Genomic DNA, 16358 nt, shown 5'->3' with positions numbered 1-16358 from the left:
GAACGGAACCATCATGACGACGTCCACCACCACCTTGCCCGGCATCCTGTTCGTCTGGACCAGCGCCGACCCGGATCACGAGCTTGATTTCAACCGCTGGTACGACCGCGAGCACGTGGAAGAGCGCGTGCGCATTCCCGGCTTCGTCAGCGGCACGCGCTACCAGAGCGTGCGCGGCCCCCGCAAATACCTGGGCCTGTATCGCACCGTGTCGCTCGACGCGTTCCAGACGCCCGATTATTTCAAGGCCTTCGGCCAGCAGACGCCATGGTCGCTGACGAATCTGCAGCGCATGGTGGACCCGATGCGCCGCGTTTGCGCCATCGAGGCGGAAACGGGCAGGGGCACGGGCGCCTGGCTGGCCGTGCTGCGCCTGGGCGCCTCCGCCATGGGCCAGGATGCCGAAGCGGTGGCCGGCATGGCGGCGCTGGGCGAAAAACTGCTGCGTATCGATGGCGTGATTGCCACGCGCCTGCTGACGCCCGATGCGAAGCTGTCCGGCCCCCTGCCGGTGGAGCAGCAGGAAGGCCGCGTGCTCGACCCGATCTTCCTGATCGATGCCTCGTCGGAAGGCGCCGCCGTGACGGCCGCCAACGAAGCCAGCGCGGCGCTGGGCCTCGATGGCGCCGAAGCGGCCATCCTGCAGCTGTCCTGGCAATTGCGCGAGGCCGATCTGCAGGCTGCCTGACGCGGCAGCGCGCATCTTGCCGGCACGGATAACACGAGACACGGGCGACGGCGCAGGGCCATGCATCCTGCGCCGCGCCTGCAATAAAAACTGACGAGAGAGGTAGGCCATGACCACACACACCACCGCGCACACCAGCGCGCAAGCACGCACTGCCCCCAGCGCGCATGCGGCCGCGCCGGGCGCCAAGCCCAATACAGGCCGCCTGGCCACGGCCAGCATGGTCGGCACGACCCTGGAATGGTATGACTTCACCGTCTACAACACCATGGCCGCGCTGATCTTCAACCATCTGTTCTTCCCTTCCTTCGATCCGCTGACAGGTACCATCCTGGCCTTTTCCACGTATGCGGTGGGGTATATCTCGCGTCCGATCGGCGGCGTGATCTTCGGCCATCTGGGCGACAAGCTGGGTCGCCGCTGGGTGCTGGTGGTGACCCTGATGCTGATGGGCGTGACGACGGGCCTGATGGGCCTCTTGCCCACCTACGCCACGGCCGGCATCTGGAGCCCGATCCTGCTGGTGGCGCTGCGCTTCGTGCAGGGCATCGCGCTCGGCGGCGAATGGGCGGGCGCCGTGCTGATCTCCGTCGAGCACGGGGCAGCGGACAAGCGTGGCCGCAACGCTTCGTGGACCCAGGTGGGGCCGTCGTTCGGCACCTTGCTGGCGACGGGCTGCATCGCCCTGATCACCTATCTGCTGCCGCATGAAGCGTTCATGGACTGGGGCTGGCGCATGCCGTTCATCGCCAGCCTGCTGCTGGTGGCGTTTGGCATGTGGATACGCAGCGGCATCGATGAAACCCCGCTGTTCAAGGAACTCGACAAGAAAGACGCGAAGGCGGAAGCGCCCATCGGCGACGTGCTGCGCCTCTACTGGCGCCGCTTGCTGATCGCCGGCGGCGTGCGCATCGGTTCGGACGTGCTGTATGCGCTGGTGGTGGTGTTTACCCTGACGTACGTGACGACGGTGCTGCACCTGTCGTCGACCCTGGCCCTGACCGCCATCATGATCGGCACGGCCTGCAATGCGCTGGCGGTGCCCGTCTTTGGCGCGCTGTCGGATAGAATCGGCCGCCGTCCCGTGTATGCGCTGGGCGCCGTGCTGGGCCTCGTGTGGGCGTTTGCCTTCTTCACCCTGCTCGACACGGCCAGCCCGGCCGCCATCGTCATCGCCGTCGTCGTGGGCCTGGTCATCCACGCCATCATGTATGGCCCGCAGGCGGCGTTCGTCATCGAGCAGTTCCCCACCAAGGTGCGCTATGCGGGTTCCTCGCTGGCCTACACCCTGGCCGGCGTCATCGGCGGCGGTTTCGCGCCGCTCGTCATCGCCAGCCTGTACCGCTCGTACAACAGCACCATGGCCGTCTCGCTGTACGTGGCGGCGGCCCTCTTGATCACCGCCGCCGCCGTTTTCGCGGCCAGAGAAACGGGCCGCGGCCCATTGGAAGAGTAAGAAAAATCATGACGACCCATACCTTCAACCTGGCCGGCCACGGCCCCGTCACCTTCGACATCGACAAGCTGATCATCGCCGGCTGGACGGGCCGCGACATGGCGATGGTCGAGCACCATATCGCCGAGCTGGAAGCCATCGGCGTGGCGCGCCCGAAGAGCGTGCCGACCTTTTACCGCGTGGCGGCGGCCTTGCTGTCGAGCGATGCGGCCATCGAAGTACCGGGCGGCGATTCGTCCGGCGAGGCGGAATTCGTGCTGTTCTCCACCGAATACGGCCTGCTGGTGGGCATCGGCTCCGACCATACGGACCGCAAGGTGGAAAGCTATGGCGTGACGGTGTCGAAGCAGATGTGCGGCAAGCCCGTGGGCGATACGCTATGGCGCCATGCCGACGTGGCCGGCCACTGGGACCAGCTGCAGATGCGCTCCTGGCGTGAACGGGCCGGCGTGCCTGCCTTGTACCAGGAGGGCCCCGTGACGCGCATGCTGTCGCCGGAAGACCTGATCCTGCGCTACACGGGGCAGGCGACCCTGCCGGTGGGCAGCGCCATGTTCTGCGGCACGCAGCCCATCATCGGCGAGATGGGGCATGGCGACGCGTTTGAGCTGGAGCTGTATGATCCAGCCTTGCAGCGTCGCCTGCAGCACCGCTATGCCGTGCAAACCCTGCCCGTGGAAGGATAAAGAGAATGACCCAACTGACCAAGACCATCCGCGAACTGGCGTCCGACCTGGCCGCCGGCCGCATCACCAGCGTGGCACTGACGCAGCAGATGCTGGCGCGCGCCGAGGCGCATCGGTCGCAGGGCGGCCATGCGTACGTCAGCCTCGATGGCGAACAGGCGCTGGCCGAGGCGCGCGCCAGCGATGCGGCGCGCGCCGCCGGTATCGTTGCCTCGCCGCTGGCGGGCATCCCCGTGTCCATCAAGGACCTGTTTGACGTCAAGGGACAAACCAGTAGCGCCGCCTCGCTGGCGCTGGCCGATGCGCCGCCCGCCGAGACGGATGCGCCGGCCGTGGCGCGCCTGCGCGCGGCTGGCGCCGTCCTGCTGGGACGCACCAACATGAGCGAATTCGCCTTTTCCGGCCTGGGCCTGAATCCCCATTACGGCACGCCGCGCAATCCGCTGGACCGCGAACGGGTGGCGGGCGGCTCCACCTCGGGCGGCGCCGTGACGGTGGCGCTGGACATGGCGGCCGGCGCGCTGGGCACGGACACGGGCGGCTCGATCCGCATCCCGTCCGCCTTTTGCGGCTTGACGGGTTTCAAGCCGACGGCGGCCAGCGTCTCGCTGCATGGCACCGTGCCGCTGTCGCGCTCCCTCGATTCGGCCGGGCCCATCGCCCGTAGCGTCGATTGCTGCGCGGTGCTGTACGCGGCGCTGTCGGACCAGGAAATCGCCGGCGACGCGCCCGCATTAAAGGGCCTGCGCTTCGGTTTTACCGCGGATTACGTGGGCGCGAACGTCGATGCGCAGGTGCGGCAGGCGTTCGACCGCGCGCTGGACCAGCTGCGCGCCGCCGGCGCATTGGTGGAGCAGTTCGACTTCCCCGAGTTGCTGGAGCTGCCGACGATCAATGGCGGCGGCGGCCTGGTGGCGGCCGAAGCGTGGCACTGGCACCGCGCACTGCTGGAAGAGAAGGGCGCGCAGTACGACCAGCGCGTGGCGGCGCGCATCCGCCGCGGCCAGCAGCAGGGCGCAGCCGACTACATCGACCTGCTCGATGCGCGCGCGCGCCTGATCGCCATCGCGCAGCAGCGCCTGGCGCCGTTCGACGCGTGGCTGATGCCCAGCGTGGCGATCCTGGCGCCGCAGGTCGCCGCGCTTGAAGCGGACGACGCCACCTTCTTCGCCACGAATGGCCTGGTGCTGCGCAACGCCAGCGTGATCAATTTCCTCGACGGTTGCGCCTTGTCGCTGCCTTGCCACGCCGACGGCGAACTGCCCGTGGGACTGGGCATTTGCGCGCTGGCGGGCGAGGATGCGCGGGTGCTGCGGATAGGCCGCGCGGTGGAGGCCTTATTGGGCGCACAATAGTGTTGCAGTGCAGGAAAATGCCAACTCTGTCATGATGGCTGGCATTGACACGAGATCGGCGCGCTTTGCCGCGCCGGCAAACTTCATACTGTGCACCGATACGACCTGATTAGCTGTCATGACTGCGGCGTGCTGTACCGCAAACGTCCGCTGCGTCCACGCGAAAAGGCGCGCTGCATCCGTTGCCGCTCGGTGCTGTATCGCGCCGCGTCAGGACGGGGGGCGCCGGCCGGCCTGGACAAGGTGGTGGCCCTGACCCTGGGCGCCGCCCTGGTTTTCCTGATCGCCCAGTTTTTCCCCATCGTCGAACTCGACGTCAACGGCCTGACGTCCAGCGCCACCCTGCTTGGCTCCATCCGCGTGCTGTGGTCCGAACAGATGCAGGTGGTGGCGACGATGGTCTTCCTGTTTACCATCCTCTTTCCCGCCATCGAACTGGGCTCCCTGCTGTACGTGGCGCTGGGCCTGCGCGGCGGCGTCAAGGTGCCCGGCTTTCACCGCGTGCTGCGCGCCGTGCAGACCTCGCGCGAGTGGGGCATGACGGAGGTGCTGATGATCGGCATCCTGATCACCGTCGTCAAGATGACCAGCCTGGCCACGGTGGTGCCGCAACCGGGGCTGTTCGCGTTTGGCGCCTTGACGCTATTGCTGGCGATCGTCGTCTCGTTCGATCCGAAGGCGCTGTGGAACCTGGGCGACGACCTGACCAGTCAAGCGCTGCCGGGCATGCGCTACAAGGCGTTTGCGCCTGGCGAGAAGGTCGTGCCCTGCCACGCCTGCGGCCTGGTGGCGCCGCCGCTGGGCAAGGGCAAGCACCTGGCGTGCGTGCGCTGCGGCTCGACCCTGCACGTGCGTAAACCGAACAGCATCAGCCGCACCTGGGCCTTGCTGATCGCCGCCATGATCCTCTACATTCCCGCCAACCTGCTGCCCGTGATGGTCACGTACACCTTGTTTGGCGCGCAGAACGACACCATCATGAGCGGCGTGGTGCTGTTCTGGACCAGCGGCTCGAAGGGCCTGGCCATCATCATCTTCATCGCCAGCGTGGTCGTGCCCATGCTGAAGCTGGGCGTGCTGGCGCTGCTGGCCTGGACGGCGCAGCGGCGTTCGCGCTGGCGGCCGCGCCAGCGCACCATCCTGTACCGCATGGTCGAATTCATCGGCCGCTGGTCCATGCTCGATATCTTTGTCGTCACCCTGACGGTGGCGCTGGTGCGCTTCAAGTCGCTGGCGGTGATCACGGCAGGCCCCGGCGCGCTGGCCTTTGGCGCCGTGGTGGTGCTGACCATGCTGGCGGCGATGCAGTTCGACCCGCGCCTGATCTGGGACCCCGTCGACGAACAGGCGCCCGGCGAGGAAGAACCCGTGGTGGTGGCAAATACCGGAAACAATACAGTGATTGGAGAACAGCATGTCTGACAAAGAAGCGGGCGATCTTGCAGAAACGGGCGGACGGCTATTGCCGGAGCCCGAGGTGGAACAGGGCAGCCGCTGGCTGCCATCGCTGGTGTGGCTCATTCCGCTGCTGGCCGCGCTGATCGGCGCCGGCCTGGCCGCCAAGTCCATCCTCGACCAGGGTCCCACCTTGACCGTCAGCTTCAAGAGCGCCGAGGGCCTGGAGCCAGGCAAGACCAAGGTCAAGTACAAGGATGTCGATATCGGCCAGGTGCGCGCGATTTCCCTCGATGACGACCTGACCAGGGTGCTGGTGACGATCGACATGAGCAAGGATGCGCGCCGCTTCGCCACCAAGGATACCCGCTTCTGGGTGGTGCGCCCGCAGATCGGCGCCAGCGGCGTGACGGGCCTGGGCACCTTGCTGTCGGGCGCGTATATCGGCGTCGACACGGGCAAGTCGGAAGAAAAGAAGGAGAGCTTCGTCGGCATGGAGGAGCCGCCCGCCGTGGCCGGTGACCAGAAGGGCAAGCTGTACACCCTGCATGCGGAAAGCCTCGGGTCCGTCGACGTCGGCTCGCCGCTGTTCTTCCACCGCCTGCGCGTGGGCAAGGTGGTCAGTTTCGCGCTGGACAAGGATGGCCACGGCATCACCATGTCGGTCTTCGTGAACGCGCCGTATGACCAGTTCGTCGGCAAGAACGCGCGCTGGTGGCATGCCAGCGGCGTCGACGTGCGCCTCGATTCCAACGGCTTCAAGCTCAATACCCAATCCCTGGCCGCCATGCTGGTGGGCGGCATCGCCTTCGAGGCGGAAAACGGCCGCAAGCCGGAGGAGCCGGCGCCGGCCGGCACCGTCTACCGCCTGGCCGCCGATGAGGCGAGCGCCATGCGCGAGCCCGATGGCGAAGCCATCACCACCGTGTTCTATTTCGACCAGTCGCTGCGCGGCCTGCAGCCCGGCGCCACGGTGGATTTCCGCGGCATCGTGCTGGGCGAGGTGCGCTCGGTGGGCATCGAGTTCGACCCCGTGAAAAAGAATTTCCGCATGCCCGTCACCGTCAACCTGTATCCGGCGCGCCTGGGCATGCGCTTCAAGACGGCCGTCGACGATGCGGAAGGCTCGGTAGGCCACCAGCTGCTCGAACGCATGGTCAGCCGCGGCTTGCGCGCGCAGCTGCGCACGGGCAACCTGCTGACCAGCCAGCTGTATATCGCGCTGGACTTCTTCCCGAAAGCGCCGAAGGTGACGCTGGAACTGAACAAGTATCCGCTGGAAGTGCCGACCGTGCCGAACACGCTGGATGAATTGCAGACGCAGATCGCCAGCATCGCCAGGAAGCTCGACCAGGTGCCGTACGCGGAGATCGGCAACAACCTGAACGCCACCATCAAGCAGGCCAATACCCTGTTCAAGCAGCTCGATGGCCAGGTGGTGCCGGAAATGCGCGACACCCTGACGGCGGCGAAGCAGACCTTCGGCACGGCCGAACAAGTGCTGCAAAAGGATTCGCCGCTGCAGTCGGACGTGCGCCAGGCCTTGCAGCAGCTGACGCAAACCCTGCAATCGCTGAACGCCTTGTCGGACTACCTGGAACGCCACCCCGAGTCCCTGATCCGCGGCAAAAAAGGAGATGAAAAATGATGAAGTCCATCCTCGCGGCATGCACGGCGGCCGTCCTGCTGGGCGCCTGTTCCACGCCGCAGCCCGAGCATTTTTATACGCTCAGCGGCGGCGCCGACGTGCAGCCGGCCAAGCCCGTCAAATACTATGTCGAGATGCTGGCCGTCAGCGTGCCGCAGCAGGTGAGCCGCAACCAGTTCGTGGTGACGGCGCCGTCGGGCCGCATCGAGCTGCTGGAGCAGCAGCGCTGGGCGGGACCGCTGGCCGGCGAGATCGGCCAGGCCCTGTCCACGGCCGTGACGAACGACCTGGGCGCCATCGATGTGTTCCGCACGCCGCATCCCGACAACCTGCCCGTGTACCGCATCAGCACCAATGTGCAGCGCTTCGAATCCGTGATGGGCCAGTACGCGCTGATCGACGCCGTCTGGAGCGTGCGCCAGCTGTCCAGCAGCAAGGTGGTGACGTGCCGCACGGTGGCCAATGAAAAGGTGGGCGCCGGCTACGATGAACTGGTGACGGGCCACCGCCGCGCCGTGGCCCGCATCGCCACCGACATGGCCGCTGTCGTGCGTGGTTTTGACAACGGCGGCGCCGCCTGTCCGGCCGCCTGAGGCGCCTTCCGCTACCCACTCCCCGCGGCCGCTGGTAAAATGCGGCCATGGGAATGACCTTGTTCACGCGCCGCTTCGCCGCCTGGATCGCCTGCTTCGCGATCCTGCTGGCGGCGCTCGCGCCATCGATTTCCCAGGCCGTCGCCAACGCCAAGCAGCAATCCGGCTCCGGCTGGGCGGAAATCTGCTCGGTGGCCGGCATCCGTTTTGTGCAGCTTGATCCAGCCGATGACGGCGCCGCCGATGGCAAGTCCGCCGGCAAGGCCATGCAGATGGAGCATTGCGCCTTCTGCTCCACGCATGCGGGTTCCGTCGGCTTGCCGCCCGCCAGCCCCGTGCTGCCGCTGCCCGTCGCCATGGGCACGGCCATTTTCCCCGCGCTGTACTACCAGTCTCCCGCACCGCTGTTCATCTGGAACACCGCGCAGTCGCGCGCGCCGCCTGTTTTCGTCTGAGTTTTGCATTGTCCAGTCCGACCTGTCCGCCCACCGGCGTGACGGGTCGCATCCGCATACTTCAACGAGAATCACATGAACAAAAAACTGTTGGTGTCGGCCGTGGCCATCACCGTGGCCTATTCCTGCGCGCAGGCGCAGTCCGATCACGCCATCGACACCGTCGTCGTTTCCGGCTCGCGCGCGCAAGCGTGGCTGTCCGAGACGCCGCAGGCGATCGGCGTCGTCAATGCGCAGACGCTGGAACGCGACAAGCCCAAGACCATGGGCGATATCCTCAACCGCATCGCCGGCGTGTACTGGAACGACCTGGGCAACGAGCAGCACAGCATGAGCATCCGCCAGCCGATCGGCACGAATGCCGTCTACCAGTACCTGGAAGACGGCATTCCCATCCGCCCGCTGGGCGTCTTCAACCACAATTCGCTCAACGAGATGAACATGGCGGGCGCCGGCGGCGTGGAAGTGGTGAAGGGCGCCGCCTCCTCGCTGTATGGCAGCAATGCCGTGGGCGGCGCCGTCAATTTCCTCACGGCCGGCGCCAGCGCGACACCCACGGCCAGCGTCGGCGTGCGGCGCGATAATGTGGGCGGCTTCACCCGCTACGACACGTCCGCCAGCGATACCTGGGGTCCGCTGGGACTGCGCTTTTCCCACTACAGTTCGCGCCGTTCGCGCGACAACTGGCAAGAGTACAGCTATGGCGACAAGGATTCGTTTTCGCTGCGCGCCGACTATGCGCTCAGCCCCACCTCGCAGCTGCGCGCCACCCTCGTCCACACGGATCTCGACGCCGCGATGACGGGCAGCCTGTTCGAGAACGACTACCGCGCCAATCCGGGCAAGAGCCTGAACACGTTTACCTATCGCAAGGACAAGACCACGCGCATGAACCTGGCGTGGGAGGGCGCGACGACGGCCAATGGCACGAGCACCGTCACCGTTTTTACGCGCAAGAACGACCATGGACAGCTACCCGCGTATTCCATCGGCAGCTGCGCCGGCATGCTGTGCAAGGGCGTCATCAACAACAATCATGTCGATTCGCTGGGGCTGGACGTGAAGCACCAGCAGGAATTCGCGTGGCTGCGTTCGCGCCTGGTCGCCGGCGTGTACGTGGACAAGAGCGACAATCCCTTTGTCAGCGACAACCTGTCCATCGTGCGCGATGCGGCCACGGGCCGCTATCTGCGCTATGCCCTGGCCAATGCGTCCAATCCGCAGGGCGTGCGCGACTACCGGACGGACATTCTCAACACGGCCGTCTTCGCGCAGTGGGAATGGTCCCCGCTGGCCGGCACGCGCGTGGTGCTGGGCGGCCGTTCGGACGCCATCCGCTACGACTACCATAACCACTTGGCGCCCGGCGGCAGTGCCGATTACGGCGCGCCGGACGAGTCGCGCAGCTTTTCGCACTTCAGCCCGAAGCTGGGCGCCACCTACGCCATCGGCCATGCGGGCAGCGCGTATGCGAACGTCAGCCAGGGTTTTACGCCGCCCGAGGTGAGCCAGCTGTATGGCAAGACGGGCATCGCCGACCTGCGGCCGTCGGTCTACAACAACTATGAGCTGGGCCTGCGCTGGGCCTTCCTGCAAGGCCGCCTGAAACTCGACACGGCGCTGTACCGGCTCGACGGGCGCGACACCATCGTCAGCTATACGCTCTCGCCGGGGAACAGCGAAAACCGCAATGCGGGACGCACGCGCAGCGAAGGGTTGGAGCTGGGCCTGCACTACGCCAGCGGCCCGTTCGACGCGCGCTTCGCCACGGCGATCGCGCGCCACCGCTACCTGCGCTACCAGCTCTCCAGCACCCTCGATTACAGCGGGCGCAGCATGCCGCAGGCGCCGCGCGACATCACCTCGTTCGAGATCGGCTACCAGCCCGTGACGGGCGCGCGTATCGCCCTCGAAGCCGTGCATCAGGGCCGCTACTGGATGAACAACGCCAACACGGTGGAGTATGGCGGCCACGCGCTGCTGAACCTGCGCGCCAGCTACCGGCTCGCGCGCGGACTGGAGGCGTGGGCGCAGGTGCGCAATCTGATGGACAAGCGCTATGCCGATTCGGCCAGCAGCAGCTACTCGGGCGTGGGCAGCTACGTGGCCAATACGCAGAACCAGTACACGCCTGGCGCGCCGCGCAGCGTGATGCTGGGCCTGTCCTATACCTACGGCGCACTGTGAGACTCAGCATGGACGATCACACCTTTCTCATCGCGCGCCGTAAAAGCCTGTACTGGCGCATCCACTTCTGGGCCGCGCTGATCGCCTCGCCGTTTGCCCTGATTGCCACCCTGACGGGCATTTTGTATGTGTTTACGCCGCAGATCGAGGCCAGGCTGTACCAGCATCTCGACCATGTGGCGCCGCAGGCATCCATGCTGCCGCTGGACGCCGCCGTGGCGGCGGCGGAACGGGCGGCACCGCGTGGCTGGCAAGTGCAGCACGTGGTGCCGCCGTTTCAGCACGATGACGCGGTGCAGGTGGCGTTCGCGCCGCCCGGCGGCGGCGTGGACGAGCATGCTGGCCATGGCGGACATGCTGTCGCCGTCAAGCCGGTCTTTGGCCTGCCCGCGCAAGCCATCATCGTGTACGTGAATCCGCATGACGCGCGCGTGCTGGGCACGCTGGCCAGCGGCGAACGCTTCGGCAACTGGGCGAAAAAGCTGCATTCGCGCCTGCTGCAAAGCGATGGCTGGCGCTGGATGATCGAACTGGCGGCCAGCTGGCTGATGGTGATGCTGGTGACGGGCGTGCTCCTGTGGTGGCCGCGCGGCGCGCAAGCGGGCGTGCCGAAGCGCGGCGCGCGGGGCCGCAATGGCTGGCGCCAGTGGCATGCGTTCCTGGGCGTGGCGCTGGGACTGGTGAGTTTTGTGATCCTGGCCACGGGGCTGACGTGGAGCCAGCAGGCGGGCGGGCGCATCCGCGCGCTGCGCGACGTCAGCGGCCAGGCGCCGCCGCCCGCGCCGCGCGGCCTGCATTCGCGCGAGGAGGGCGCTCCGCTCGACTGGCAGGATGCGTGGCAGGTGGCGCGCAGCCATGCGCCCGCCATCGCCGTGCAGCTGACGGCGCCGGCCAGCCAGGACGATGTGTGGCGCGCCACCATGGCCGACCGCAGCCGGCCCACCCTGCGCTTCGACCTGCAGTTCGACGCCTACAGCGGCAAGCCCCTGTACTACGCGGGGTGGGAGGCGCAGACGGCGTTCGGCAAGGCCACGGCCATCGGCATCCCGTTCCACCGGGGTGAATTCGGCTGGTGGAACCAGGCCTTGCTGCTGCTGTTCGGCGCCAGCGTGCTGTTCTCGCTGGTGTCGGGCTGGGTGATGTTCTTCAAGCGGCGCCTGCCAGGCTCGCTGGGCCTGCCCAAGCTGCTGCCCGGCGCCTGGACTTCACCCTCCGCGCCGGCCTGGCTGCTGGCGGCGGGCATGTGCGCGCTGATGCCGCTGCTGCTTGTTTCCGGCAGCTTGCTGATGCTGCTGGAACTGGCCCTGGCGCGGCGACAGCGGCTTAGCCGCCGACGATAGGCTGGGCGATGATCCACAGGCTGAGCAAGGTGTAGGCGATCATCAGGGCCAGCATCGGATACTGGCTGCGCAGGGCGGCGCGGCGGCTGGCGTACAGGCGCAGCGCGCAGACGTGGGCCAGCCAGACTGCCGCCACGTGGCCGGCGATGATGGCGAACAGCGACACATACCACACCACCTTGGCGTCGACGATGCCCAGGCGGATAAAGTACAGCTGCGTGCCGAACAAGTCCCAGCCCAGGCCCAGCGGGTCCGACGCCAGCGGAATCAGGTACTGGCCCGCCATCGCCAGGAAAGAGAGGTAATGGGCGAAATGGTAGGCGATGGCGATCGGCACCAGGGTCAGCACGAAGTGCCCGGCCACGCGCGGCAGGGGCAGGGCAGGCTGGCCATCGCTGGCGCCGCAACGGGCGATCAGCGCGCAAAACAGCAGGAACACCAGCAGAAACAGGGCCGGCATCAATAGCAGGGCGGCCGTGGTGATCCAGCCAAGTGTGCCCGGCGCCACGGCAAGGACGGCGTCGACGACGTCGTACCACGTCTGCGTTTCCATCATGCCGTCGAAGCTGACGGAAGCGAGCATCAGGATCACCAGCACCAGGCAGGCGGGGCGCACGGGCTGCGTCGTCAGCAATCCCGCCGCATAGGGGCGCACGTACAAGGCGCCGTCGCGGACGGTGAAGGGGGCGAAGCGCGCCAGCAAGCCGAAGACGACGTGGAACACCTCCGCGTGGCGCAGCCAGGCGGCGCGGCCGAACAGCGCCATGCCTGCCCACGTGCAGGCGGAATACAGCAGCATGCTCCAGGCCAGGCTGGCCGGCTGTTCGCTGCCTTCCCAGTTCAGCTCCATCCAGATAAAGCAGAAAAACAGCATGGTGGCCGGCCAGCCGTCGAGCCAGGAGGGCCAGGCCAGCGGCGCGCGCCAGCGGGGCGCCAGATGCGCCGCCGCGCGCGCCACGCTGTCGAGCGGATTGACCAGCGCCCACAGGTCGCCCAGCAGCGCCGACACGTACGCCATGCCCACCCACCAGATGGCCCAGACCATGGCGGGCGCGATATTCTTTACGGGATTCTGCACGCCCACGAGGCCCGCCACGATCACCAGCAGATACAGCGCCAGCACCAGCAGGCGCAGCGCGAAGGCGATGGCGCGCGCGCCAGGAATATGGCGCAGGAGCGGGCGCGCGTAGTCGCCTCGGTCAGGCGGACCGGCATCGTCGCGGCGCCACAGGGCCAGGAAGGCGAATGACAGCGCCACCGTCAGTCCCGCGCCCAGCAAGTACAGCCAGAGCGGCAGGGGCAGGTCGTAGCGCTGGCCAAAACCGTGGGCGTGCCCAAGACATGGCGCGGCCAGCAGGCCGAGAGCGGCGGCGCGCCGCGTCATCGCGGCAGCACTTCCAGGTAGATCAGCGGCGCCTCGCGGTGGTGCTTGTGCTGCTTGCCCGCGTGCGCCGTCTGCGCGCCATAGCCATGCGCGGAGACGGGGAAGCGTCCTGGCACGCTGGCGTCGATGCGCATGGCTGTCTTCTCGCCCGGCTTGAGCGTCAGCAGCTGGTCGTAGCCGTGCAAGTGGATACTGACTATTTCGTCGGTAGTCCAATCCAGCGTGATTGTGTCGTGCTGTTGGACGCGTAGCGTCGGCGGTTTGGGCGCGATTTTGCGCTGCGCGATGGCCAGCGCCACATGCTGTTCCGCTTGCTGCTGCCTGGCCGCCGGGCCGCTCTGCGACTGGCTTTGCGCCGATGCGCACAGCAGGAAAATGGCCAGCCCCAGGCTGGAAACGGATGGAAGGTGTGATGGTTTTTTCATCCTTAAATTCTAGGAAAGATTTTCAGCATTGGCCATCCGAAAAAAAACGCCAGTTTGAAAAAGTGCCGCCGTAGAATGAGCGGCGTGGGCCGGCGCCGGGCGCCGTCCGTCTGACAATTCCAATGACACTCGAATGGGGCAGGGGAGACGATGAAGAATAAAAAGATACTGTTTGCACTGGCAGCGGCGTGCCTGGCCGCGCTGCCCGCGTCGGCTGAAATCCTGGCCATGGTCAATTACGAAAGCAAGTCGCCCGAATCATTGAAGTCGCTGAAAAGCCCTGTCGCGCCACCGTCGCGCAAGGAAGGCATCGCCATCATCGACGTCGATCCCGAATCGACCAACTTCGGCAAGATCGTGCGCGACATTCCCCTGCCGCCGGACCTGGTGGCGCACCATATTTTTTACAACCACGACATGAGCAAGGCCTACATCACGGCGCTGGGCAAGACGCAACTGCGCGTGATGGACATGCGCCACAAGGACTTGCCCATCAAGGTCATCGAGGTGCCCACTTGCCAGGTGGGCGAGGACATCGTTTTTTCCGATGACCACAAGCGCTGGTACCTGAGCTGCATGGGATCGCAGGCCATGCTGGAAGGCGACGCCGTGCACGACAAGCCGGGGCGCACCGTCAAGCTGCCGGCGCCGTATCCGCACGGACTGGCCGTCCACGACGGCATCGACCGCACCCTGCTGACGAGCACCATCCGTCCCACAGACCTGGGCGATGCGGGGGAAGTGATCAGCGTGGTGGAAACGAGCACGGGCAAGGTGCTGGGCACGCACAAACTGTCGAAGAAGCCGTCGCCGTCGGGCGAGGCGCCCGTGGAAGTGCTGTTTGTCCCCGGCAGCAATCCGCCCGTGGCGTATGTCGCCAATATGTACGGCGGCACCGTATGGACGGCCACGTGGAATCCGGCCACCAAGGATTTCGACACGGCGCAGGTGCATGACTTTGCCGCGCAAAAGGCGGGCGTGCCGCTGGAGTTGTATTTCAACAAGGGCGCCACGCGCATGTACCTGACGACGGCCAAGCCGGGGCATCTGCATCTCTTTGATTTGACGGGCGGCATCGGCAAGCCGCGGCTGGTGAAATCCATACCGGCCGCCGAAGGCGCGCACCACGTGGCGTTCACCAGGGACGGCCGCTATGCCTTCGTGCAGAATGCGCTGCTCAATTTGCCGGGCATGAGCGATGGCAGCATCACCGTCATCGACCTGAAAAAGGAGGCGGTGGTGCGCAGCGTCGATACCTTGAAAAACATGGGGTTCAACCCGAACAGCATCGTGCTGCTGCCGAAGTGGAATGACTTCATGGGTCATTGACAGACGCATTCCGCTAGAATGCAAAGGCGCGGCCAGGCTCGTTGCCAAAGGCCGCACCTTTGCAATGGCTGAACCATGGTATTCATCGATTTTCCCGCCTTGTCCACGCTGGCCGCCGCGTCGGCGCTGGTGACCAGGAAATGCAGCTGCTGCGCCGTCCCGCTCGATGCCTGGCAGCGTCTTCCCACCTCGCTGGCGCTGGACCGGTTTGAGGAAGTCGGCACCCTGCGCGAAGACCCGTACGAGGAACCGACCTTCGCCGAATACCACCCGCAGGGGACGCGCTACGACAGCGTGGACGCGCCCATCGCGCCGCGCTTTTATCCCGCCAACCTGAGCCAGGTGGTCCGCTGCCTGGACTGCGGCCGTCACTACCTGCGCTACAACGAGGCGGGCGGCTACTTCACGGAATTGCGCATCCGCGCGCTGCGCCCCGAACTGCTGGCCGACGCGCAGTCGTAGCGGTGCGCAGCACGGTTACAGGCTCTCCTTGGCGTGCGCGATGCCGTGTTCATCGTAGATCGAATACACGGCGGCGAGGATGTTTTCCAGCTCGGGCGAGCGGTCCATGTGCCGCACGCTGAAGAAGATGGGGGAAAACGCGTGCTGGTCGTCGAGCTTGCGGTAGATGACGTTACGGTGGTGCATGGCTTGCACGCTTTCGGGCACGATGGAAATCCCCTGGCCGGCCGCCACCAGGCCCATGGAAATCTGCAGCTCGCGCACCTCGGTGACGAGGCCGGGCGTGACATTGCCGTCGCTGAACATGGCCAGCACCTGGTCGGCAAAGCTGGGCCGGGGCGCCTTCGGGTACACCAGCAGGGTTTCATGCGTCAGGTCCGTCAGGCGCAGGCCGCCTTCGCCATGCGCCAGCCGGTGCCCGGGCGGCAGGGCCACCACCAGGCGCTCTTCGCGCAGCAGGATGCGGCGGATGCTGGGGGCCTCGCTTTTCAGGCGCCCGAAACCCACGTCGATGCGGCCTTCCTTGAGCGCCTTGATCTGCTCCACCGTCGTCATCTCGTGCAAGGTCACGTCCACCTCGGGGTGGCGTTCGCAATAGCGGTGCACGACATCGGGCAATTCCCCATACAGGGTCGAGGCGACGAAGCCGATCGACAGGGTGCGATCGAGCTTGCCGATGCGCTGCGTCATGGCCTTCAGGTCGCGTACCTGGTCGAGCAGCGGGCGCGCGTGGGCGAGGAAAAACTCGCCCGCCTCCGTCAGCCGCAAGGGCCGCGTCCCCTTTTCGATCAGCGCCACGCCCAGCGTTTCCTCCAGCTGCTGCATCTGCCGGCTGAGCGGCGGCTGCGCGATGTGCAGCCGCTCGGCGGCCCGCGTGAAGTTCCTTTCCTCGGCGACCGCGACGAAGTAGCGCAGGTGGCGTAATTCCATCTTCATACCTTTCAGGTATAGATTC

15 protein-coding genes are annotated in these 16358 nt (G+C 66.4%); 12 read left to right on the top strand and 3 right to left on the bottom strand.

Going from position 1 to position 16358, the window contains the following annotated elements; all coding sequences use genetic code 11:
• The first annotated feature begins 13 nt into the window (after window positions 1-13).
• The 10 genes from BM193_RS09395 (at window position 14) to BM193_RS09350 (ending at window position 11803) form a co-directional block, all read left to right on the top strand.
• A complete protein-coding gene (locus BM193_RS09395; RefSeq protein ID WP_092798127.1) occupies window positions 14-688 on the top strand; it encodes a DUF4286 family protein in 675 nt (224 codons plus the stop codon).
• 109 nt (window positions 689-797) lie between these two features.
• The gene (locus BM193_RS09390; protein WP_092798128.1) at window positions 798-2144 is read left to right on the top strand and encodes an MFS transporter; all 1347 of its coding nucleotides are present in this window, start codon (window positions 798-800) and stop codon (window positions 2142-2144) included.
• 8 nt (window positions 2145-2152) lie between these two features.
• On the top strand, window positions 2153-2830 hold the full coding sequence (locus tag BM193_RS09385) for a DUF2848 domain-containing protein (RefSeq protein ID WP_092798129.1): 678 nt from the start codon (window positions 2153-2155) through the stop codon (window positions 2828-2830).
• Window positions 2831-2835: 5 nt separating this feature from the next.
• Window positions 2836-4185, top strand: coding sequence for an amidase (locus tag BM193_RS09380; protein WP_092798130.1), 1350 nt, complete (start codon window positions 2836-2838; stop codon window positions 4183-4185).
• A gap of 90 nt (window positions 4186-4275) precedes the next feature.
• Window positions 4276-5607 (top strand): paraquat-inducible protein A, encoded by a 1332-nt coding sequence (locus tag BM193_RS09375; RefSeq protein ID WP_254785988.1) that lies wholly within the window; start codon window positions 4276-4278, stop codon window positions 5605-5607.
• The gene (locus tag BM193_RS09370) at window positions 5600-7228 is read left to right on the top strand and encodes a PqiB family protein (protein ID WP_092798131.1); all 1629 of its coding nucleotides are present in this window, start codon (window positions 5600-5602) and stop codon (window positions 7226-7228) included. The genes BM193_RS09375 and BM193_RS09370 overlap by 8 nt, the downstream gene beginning before the upstream one ends.
• Window positions 7225-7821, top strand: a complete 597-nt coding sequence (locus BM193_RS09365; protein WP_254785986.1) for a PqiC family protein — start codon at window positions 7225-7227, stop codon at window positions 7819-7821. Before BM193_RS09370 ends, BM193_RS09365 begins: the two co-directional genes overlap by 4 nt.
• Window positions 7822-7868: 47 nt before the next feature.
• Window positions 7869-8276 (top strand): DUF2946 domain-containing protein, encoded by a 408-nt coding sequence (locus BM193_RS09360; RefSeq protein WP_254785984.1) that lies wholly within the window; start codon window positions 7869-7871, stop codon window positions 8274-8276.
• A gap of 75 nt (window positions 8277-8351) precedes the next feature.
• A complete protein-coding gene (locus BM193_RS09355) occupies window positions 8352-10463 on the top strand; it encodes a TonB-dependent receptor family protein (RefSeq protein WP_254785982.1) in 2112 nt (703 codons plus the stop codon).
• Window positions 10464-10471: 8 nt separating this feature from the next.
• Window positions 10472-11803 (top strand): PepSY-associated TM helix domain-containing protein, encoded by a 1332-nt coding sequence (locus tag BM193_RS09350; RefSeq protein ID WP_092798133.1) that lies wholly within the window; start codon window positions 10472-10474, stop codon window positions 11801-11803.
• Here BM193_RS09350 and BM193_RS09345 read toward each other — a convergent pair.
• Both BM193_RS09345 and BM193_RS09340 read right to left on the bottom strand, forming a co-directional pair.
• Window positions 11787-13187: a hypothetical protein gene (locus BM193_RS09345; protein WP_092798134.1), complete on the bottom strand. Its 1401-nt coding sequence runs from the start codon at window positions 13185-13187 to the stop codon at window positions 11787-11789. The two genes, BM193_RS09350 and BM193_RS09345, sit on opposite strands and share 17 nt — an antisense overlap.
• A complete protein-coding gene (locus BM193_RS09340; RefSeq protein ID WP_092798135.1) occupies window positions 13184-13612 on the bottom strand; it encodes a cupredoxin domain-containing protein in 429 nt (142 codons plus the stop codon). The genes BM193_RS09345 and BM193_RS09340 overlap by 4 nt, the downstream gene beginning before the upstream one ends.
• Window positions 13613-13762: 150 nt before the next feature.
• On the opposite strand from BM193_RS09340, the gene BM193_RS09335 reads away from it, so the two are divergent.
• Together BM193_RS09335 and BM193_RS09330 are read left to right on the top strand one after the other, a co-directional pair.
• On the top strand, window positions 13763-14941 hold the full coding sequence (locus BM193_RS09335; protein WP_092798136.1) for a YncE family protein: 1179 nt from the start codon (window positions 13763-13765) through the stop codon (window positions 14939-14941).
• 75 nt (window positions 14942-15016) lie between these two features.
• Entirely contained in the window at window positions 15017-15403 is a 387-nt protein-coding gene (locus BM193_RS09330) for a hypothetical protein (protein ID WP_092798137.1), read from the top strand.
• A gap of 15 nt (window positions 15404-15418) precedes the next feature.
• On the opposite strand, the gene BM193_RS09325 is transcribed toward BM193_RS09330, so the two are convergent.
• Window positions 15419-16333 carry a LysR family transcriptional regulator gene (locus tag BM193_RS09325; protein ID WP_092798537.1) on the bottom strand — a complete coding sequence of 305 codons (915 nt, stop codon included), beginning with the start codon at window positions 16331-16333 and terminating at the stop codon, window positions 15419-15421.
• Between the last annotated feature and the right edge of the window lie 25 nt (window positions 16334-16358).

The organism is Janthinobacterium sp. 344 (assembly GCF_900112025.1).
Lineage (GTDB): Bacteria > Pseudomonadota > Gammaproteobacteria > Burkholderiales > Burkholderiaceae_D > Janthinobacterium.
Note: the sequence above shows the minus strand (reverse complement) of the source record. Positions and strands in the feature narration are given on the sequence as shown.

Bases quoted from the DNA above. Each gene is read 5' to 3' on its own strand.
- BM193_RS09395 (WP_092798127.1), top strand. From the start codon at position 14: ATGACGACGTCCACCACCACCTTGCCCGGCATCCTGTTCGTCTGGACC.
- BM193_RS09390 (WP_092798128.1), top strand. From the start codon at position 798: ATGACCACACACACCACCGCGCACACCAGCGCGCAAGCACGCACTGCC.
- BM193_RS09385 (WP_092798129.1), top strand. From the start codon at position 2,153: ATGACGACCCATACCTTCAACCTGGCCGGCCACGGCCCCGTCACCTTC.
- BM193_RS09380 (WP_092798130.1), top strand. From the start codon at position 2,836: ATGACCCAACTGACCAAGACCATCCGCGAACTGGCGTCCGACCTGGCC.
- BM193_RS09370 (WP_092798131.1), top strand. From the start codon at position 5,600: ATGTCTGACAAAGAAGCGGGCGATCTTGCAGAAACGGGCGGACGGCTA.
- BM193_RS09365 (WP_254785986.1), top strand. From the start codon at position 7,225: ATGATGAAGTCCATCCTCGCGGCATGCACGGCGGCCGTCCTGCTGGGC.
- BM193_RS09360 (WP_254785984.1), top strand. From the start codon at position 7,869: ATGGGAATGACCTTGTTCACGCGCCGCTTCGCCGCCTGGATCGCCTGC.
- BM193_RS09355 (WP_254785982.1), top strand. From the start codon at position 8,352: ATGAACAAAAAACTGTTGGTGTCGGCCGTGGCCATCACCGTGGCCTAT.
- BM193_RS09350 (WP_092798133.1), top strand. From the start codon at position 10,472: ATGGACGATCACACCTTTCTCATCGCGCGCCGTAAAAGCCTGTACTGG.
- BM193_RS09345 (WP_092798134.1), bottom strand. From the start codon at position 13,187: ATGACGCGGCGCGCCGCCGCTCTCGGCCTGCTGGCCGCGCCATGTCTT.
- BM193_RS09340 (WP_092798135.1), bottom strand. From the start codon at position 13,612: ATGAAAAAACCATCACACCTTCCATCCGTTTCCAGCCTGGGGCTGGCC.
- BM193_RS09335 (WP_092798136.1), top strand. From the start codon at position 13,763: ATGAAGAATAAAAAGATACTGTTTGCACTGGCAGCGGCGTGCCTGGCC.
- BM193_RS09330 (WP_092798137.1), top strand. From the start codon at position 15,017: ATGGTATTCATCGATTTTCCCGCCTTGTCCACGCTGGCCGCCGCGTCG.
- BM193_RS09325 (WP_092798537.1), bottom strand. From the start codon at position 16,333: ATGGAATTACGCCACCTGCGCTACTTCGTCGCGGTCGCCGAGGAAAGG.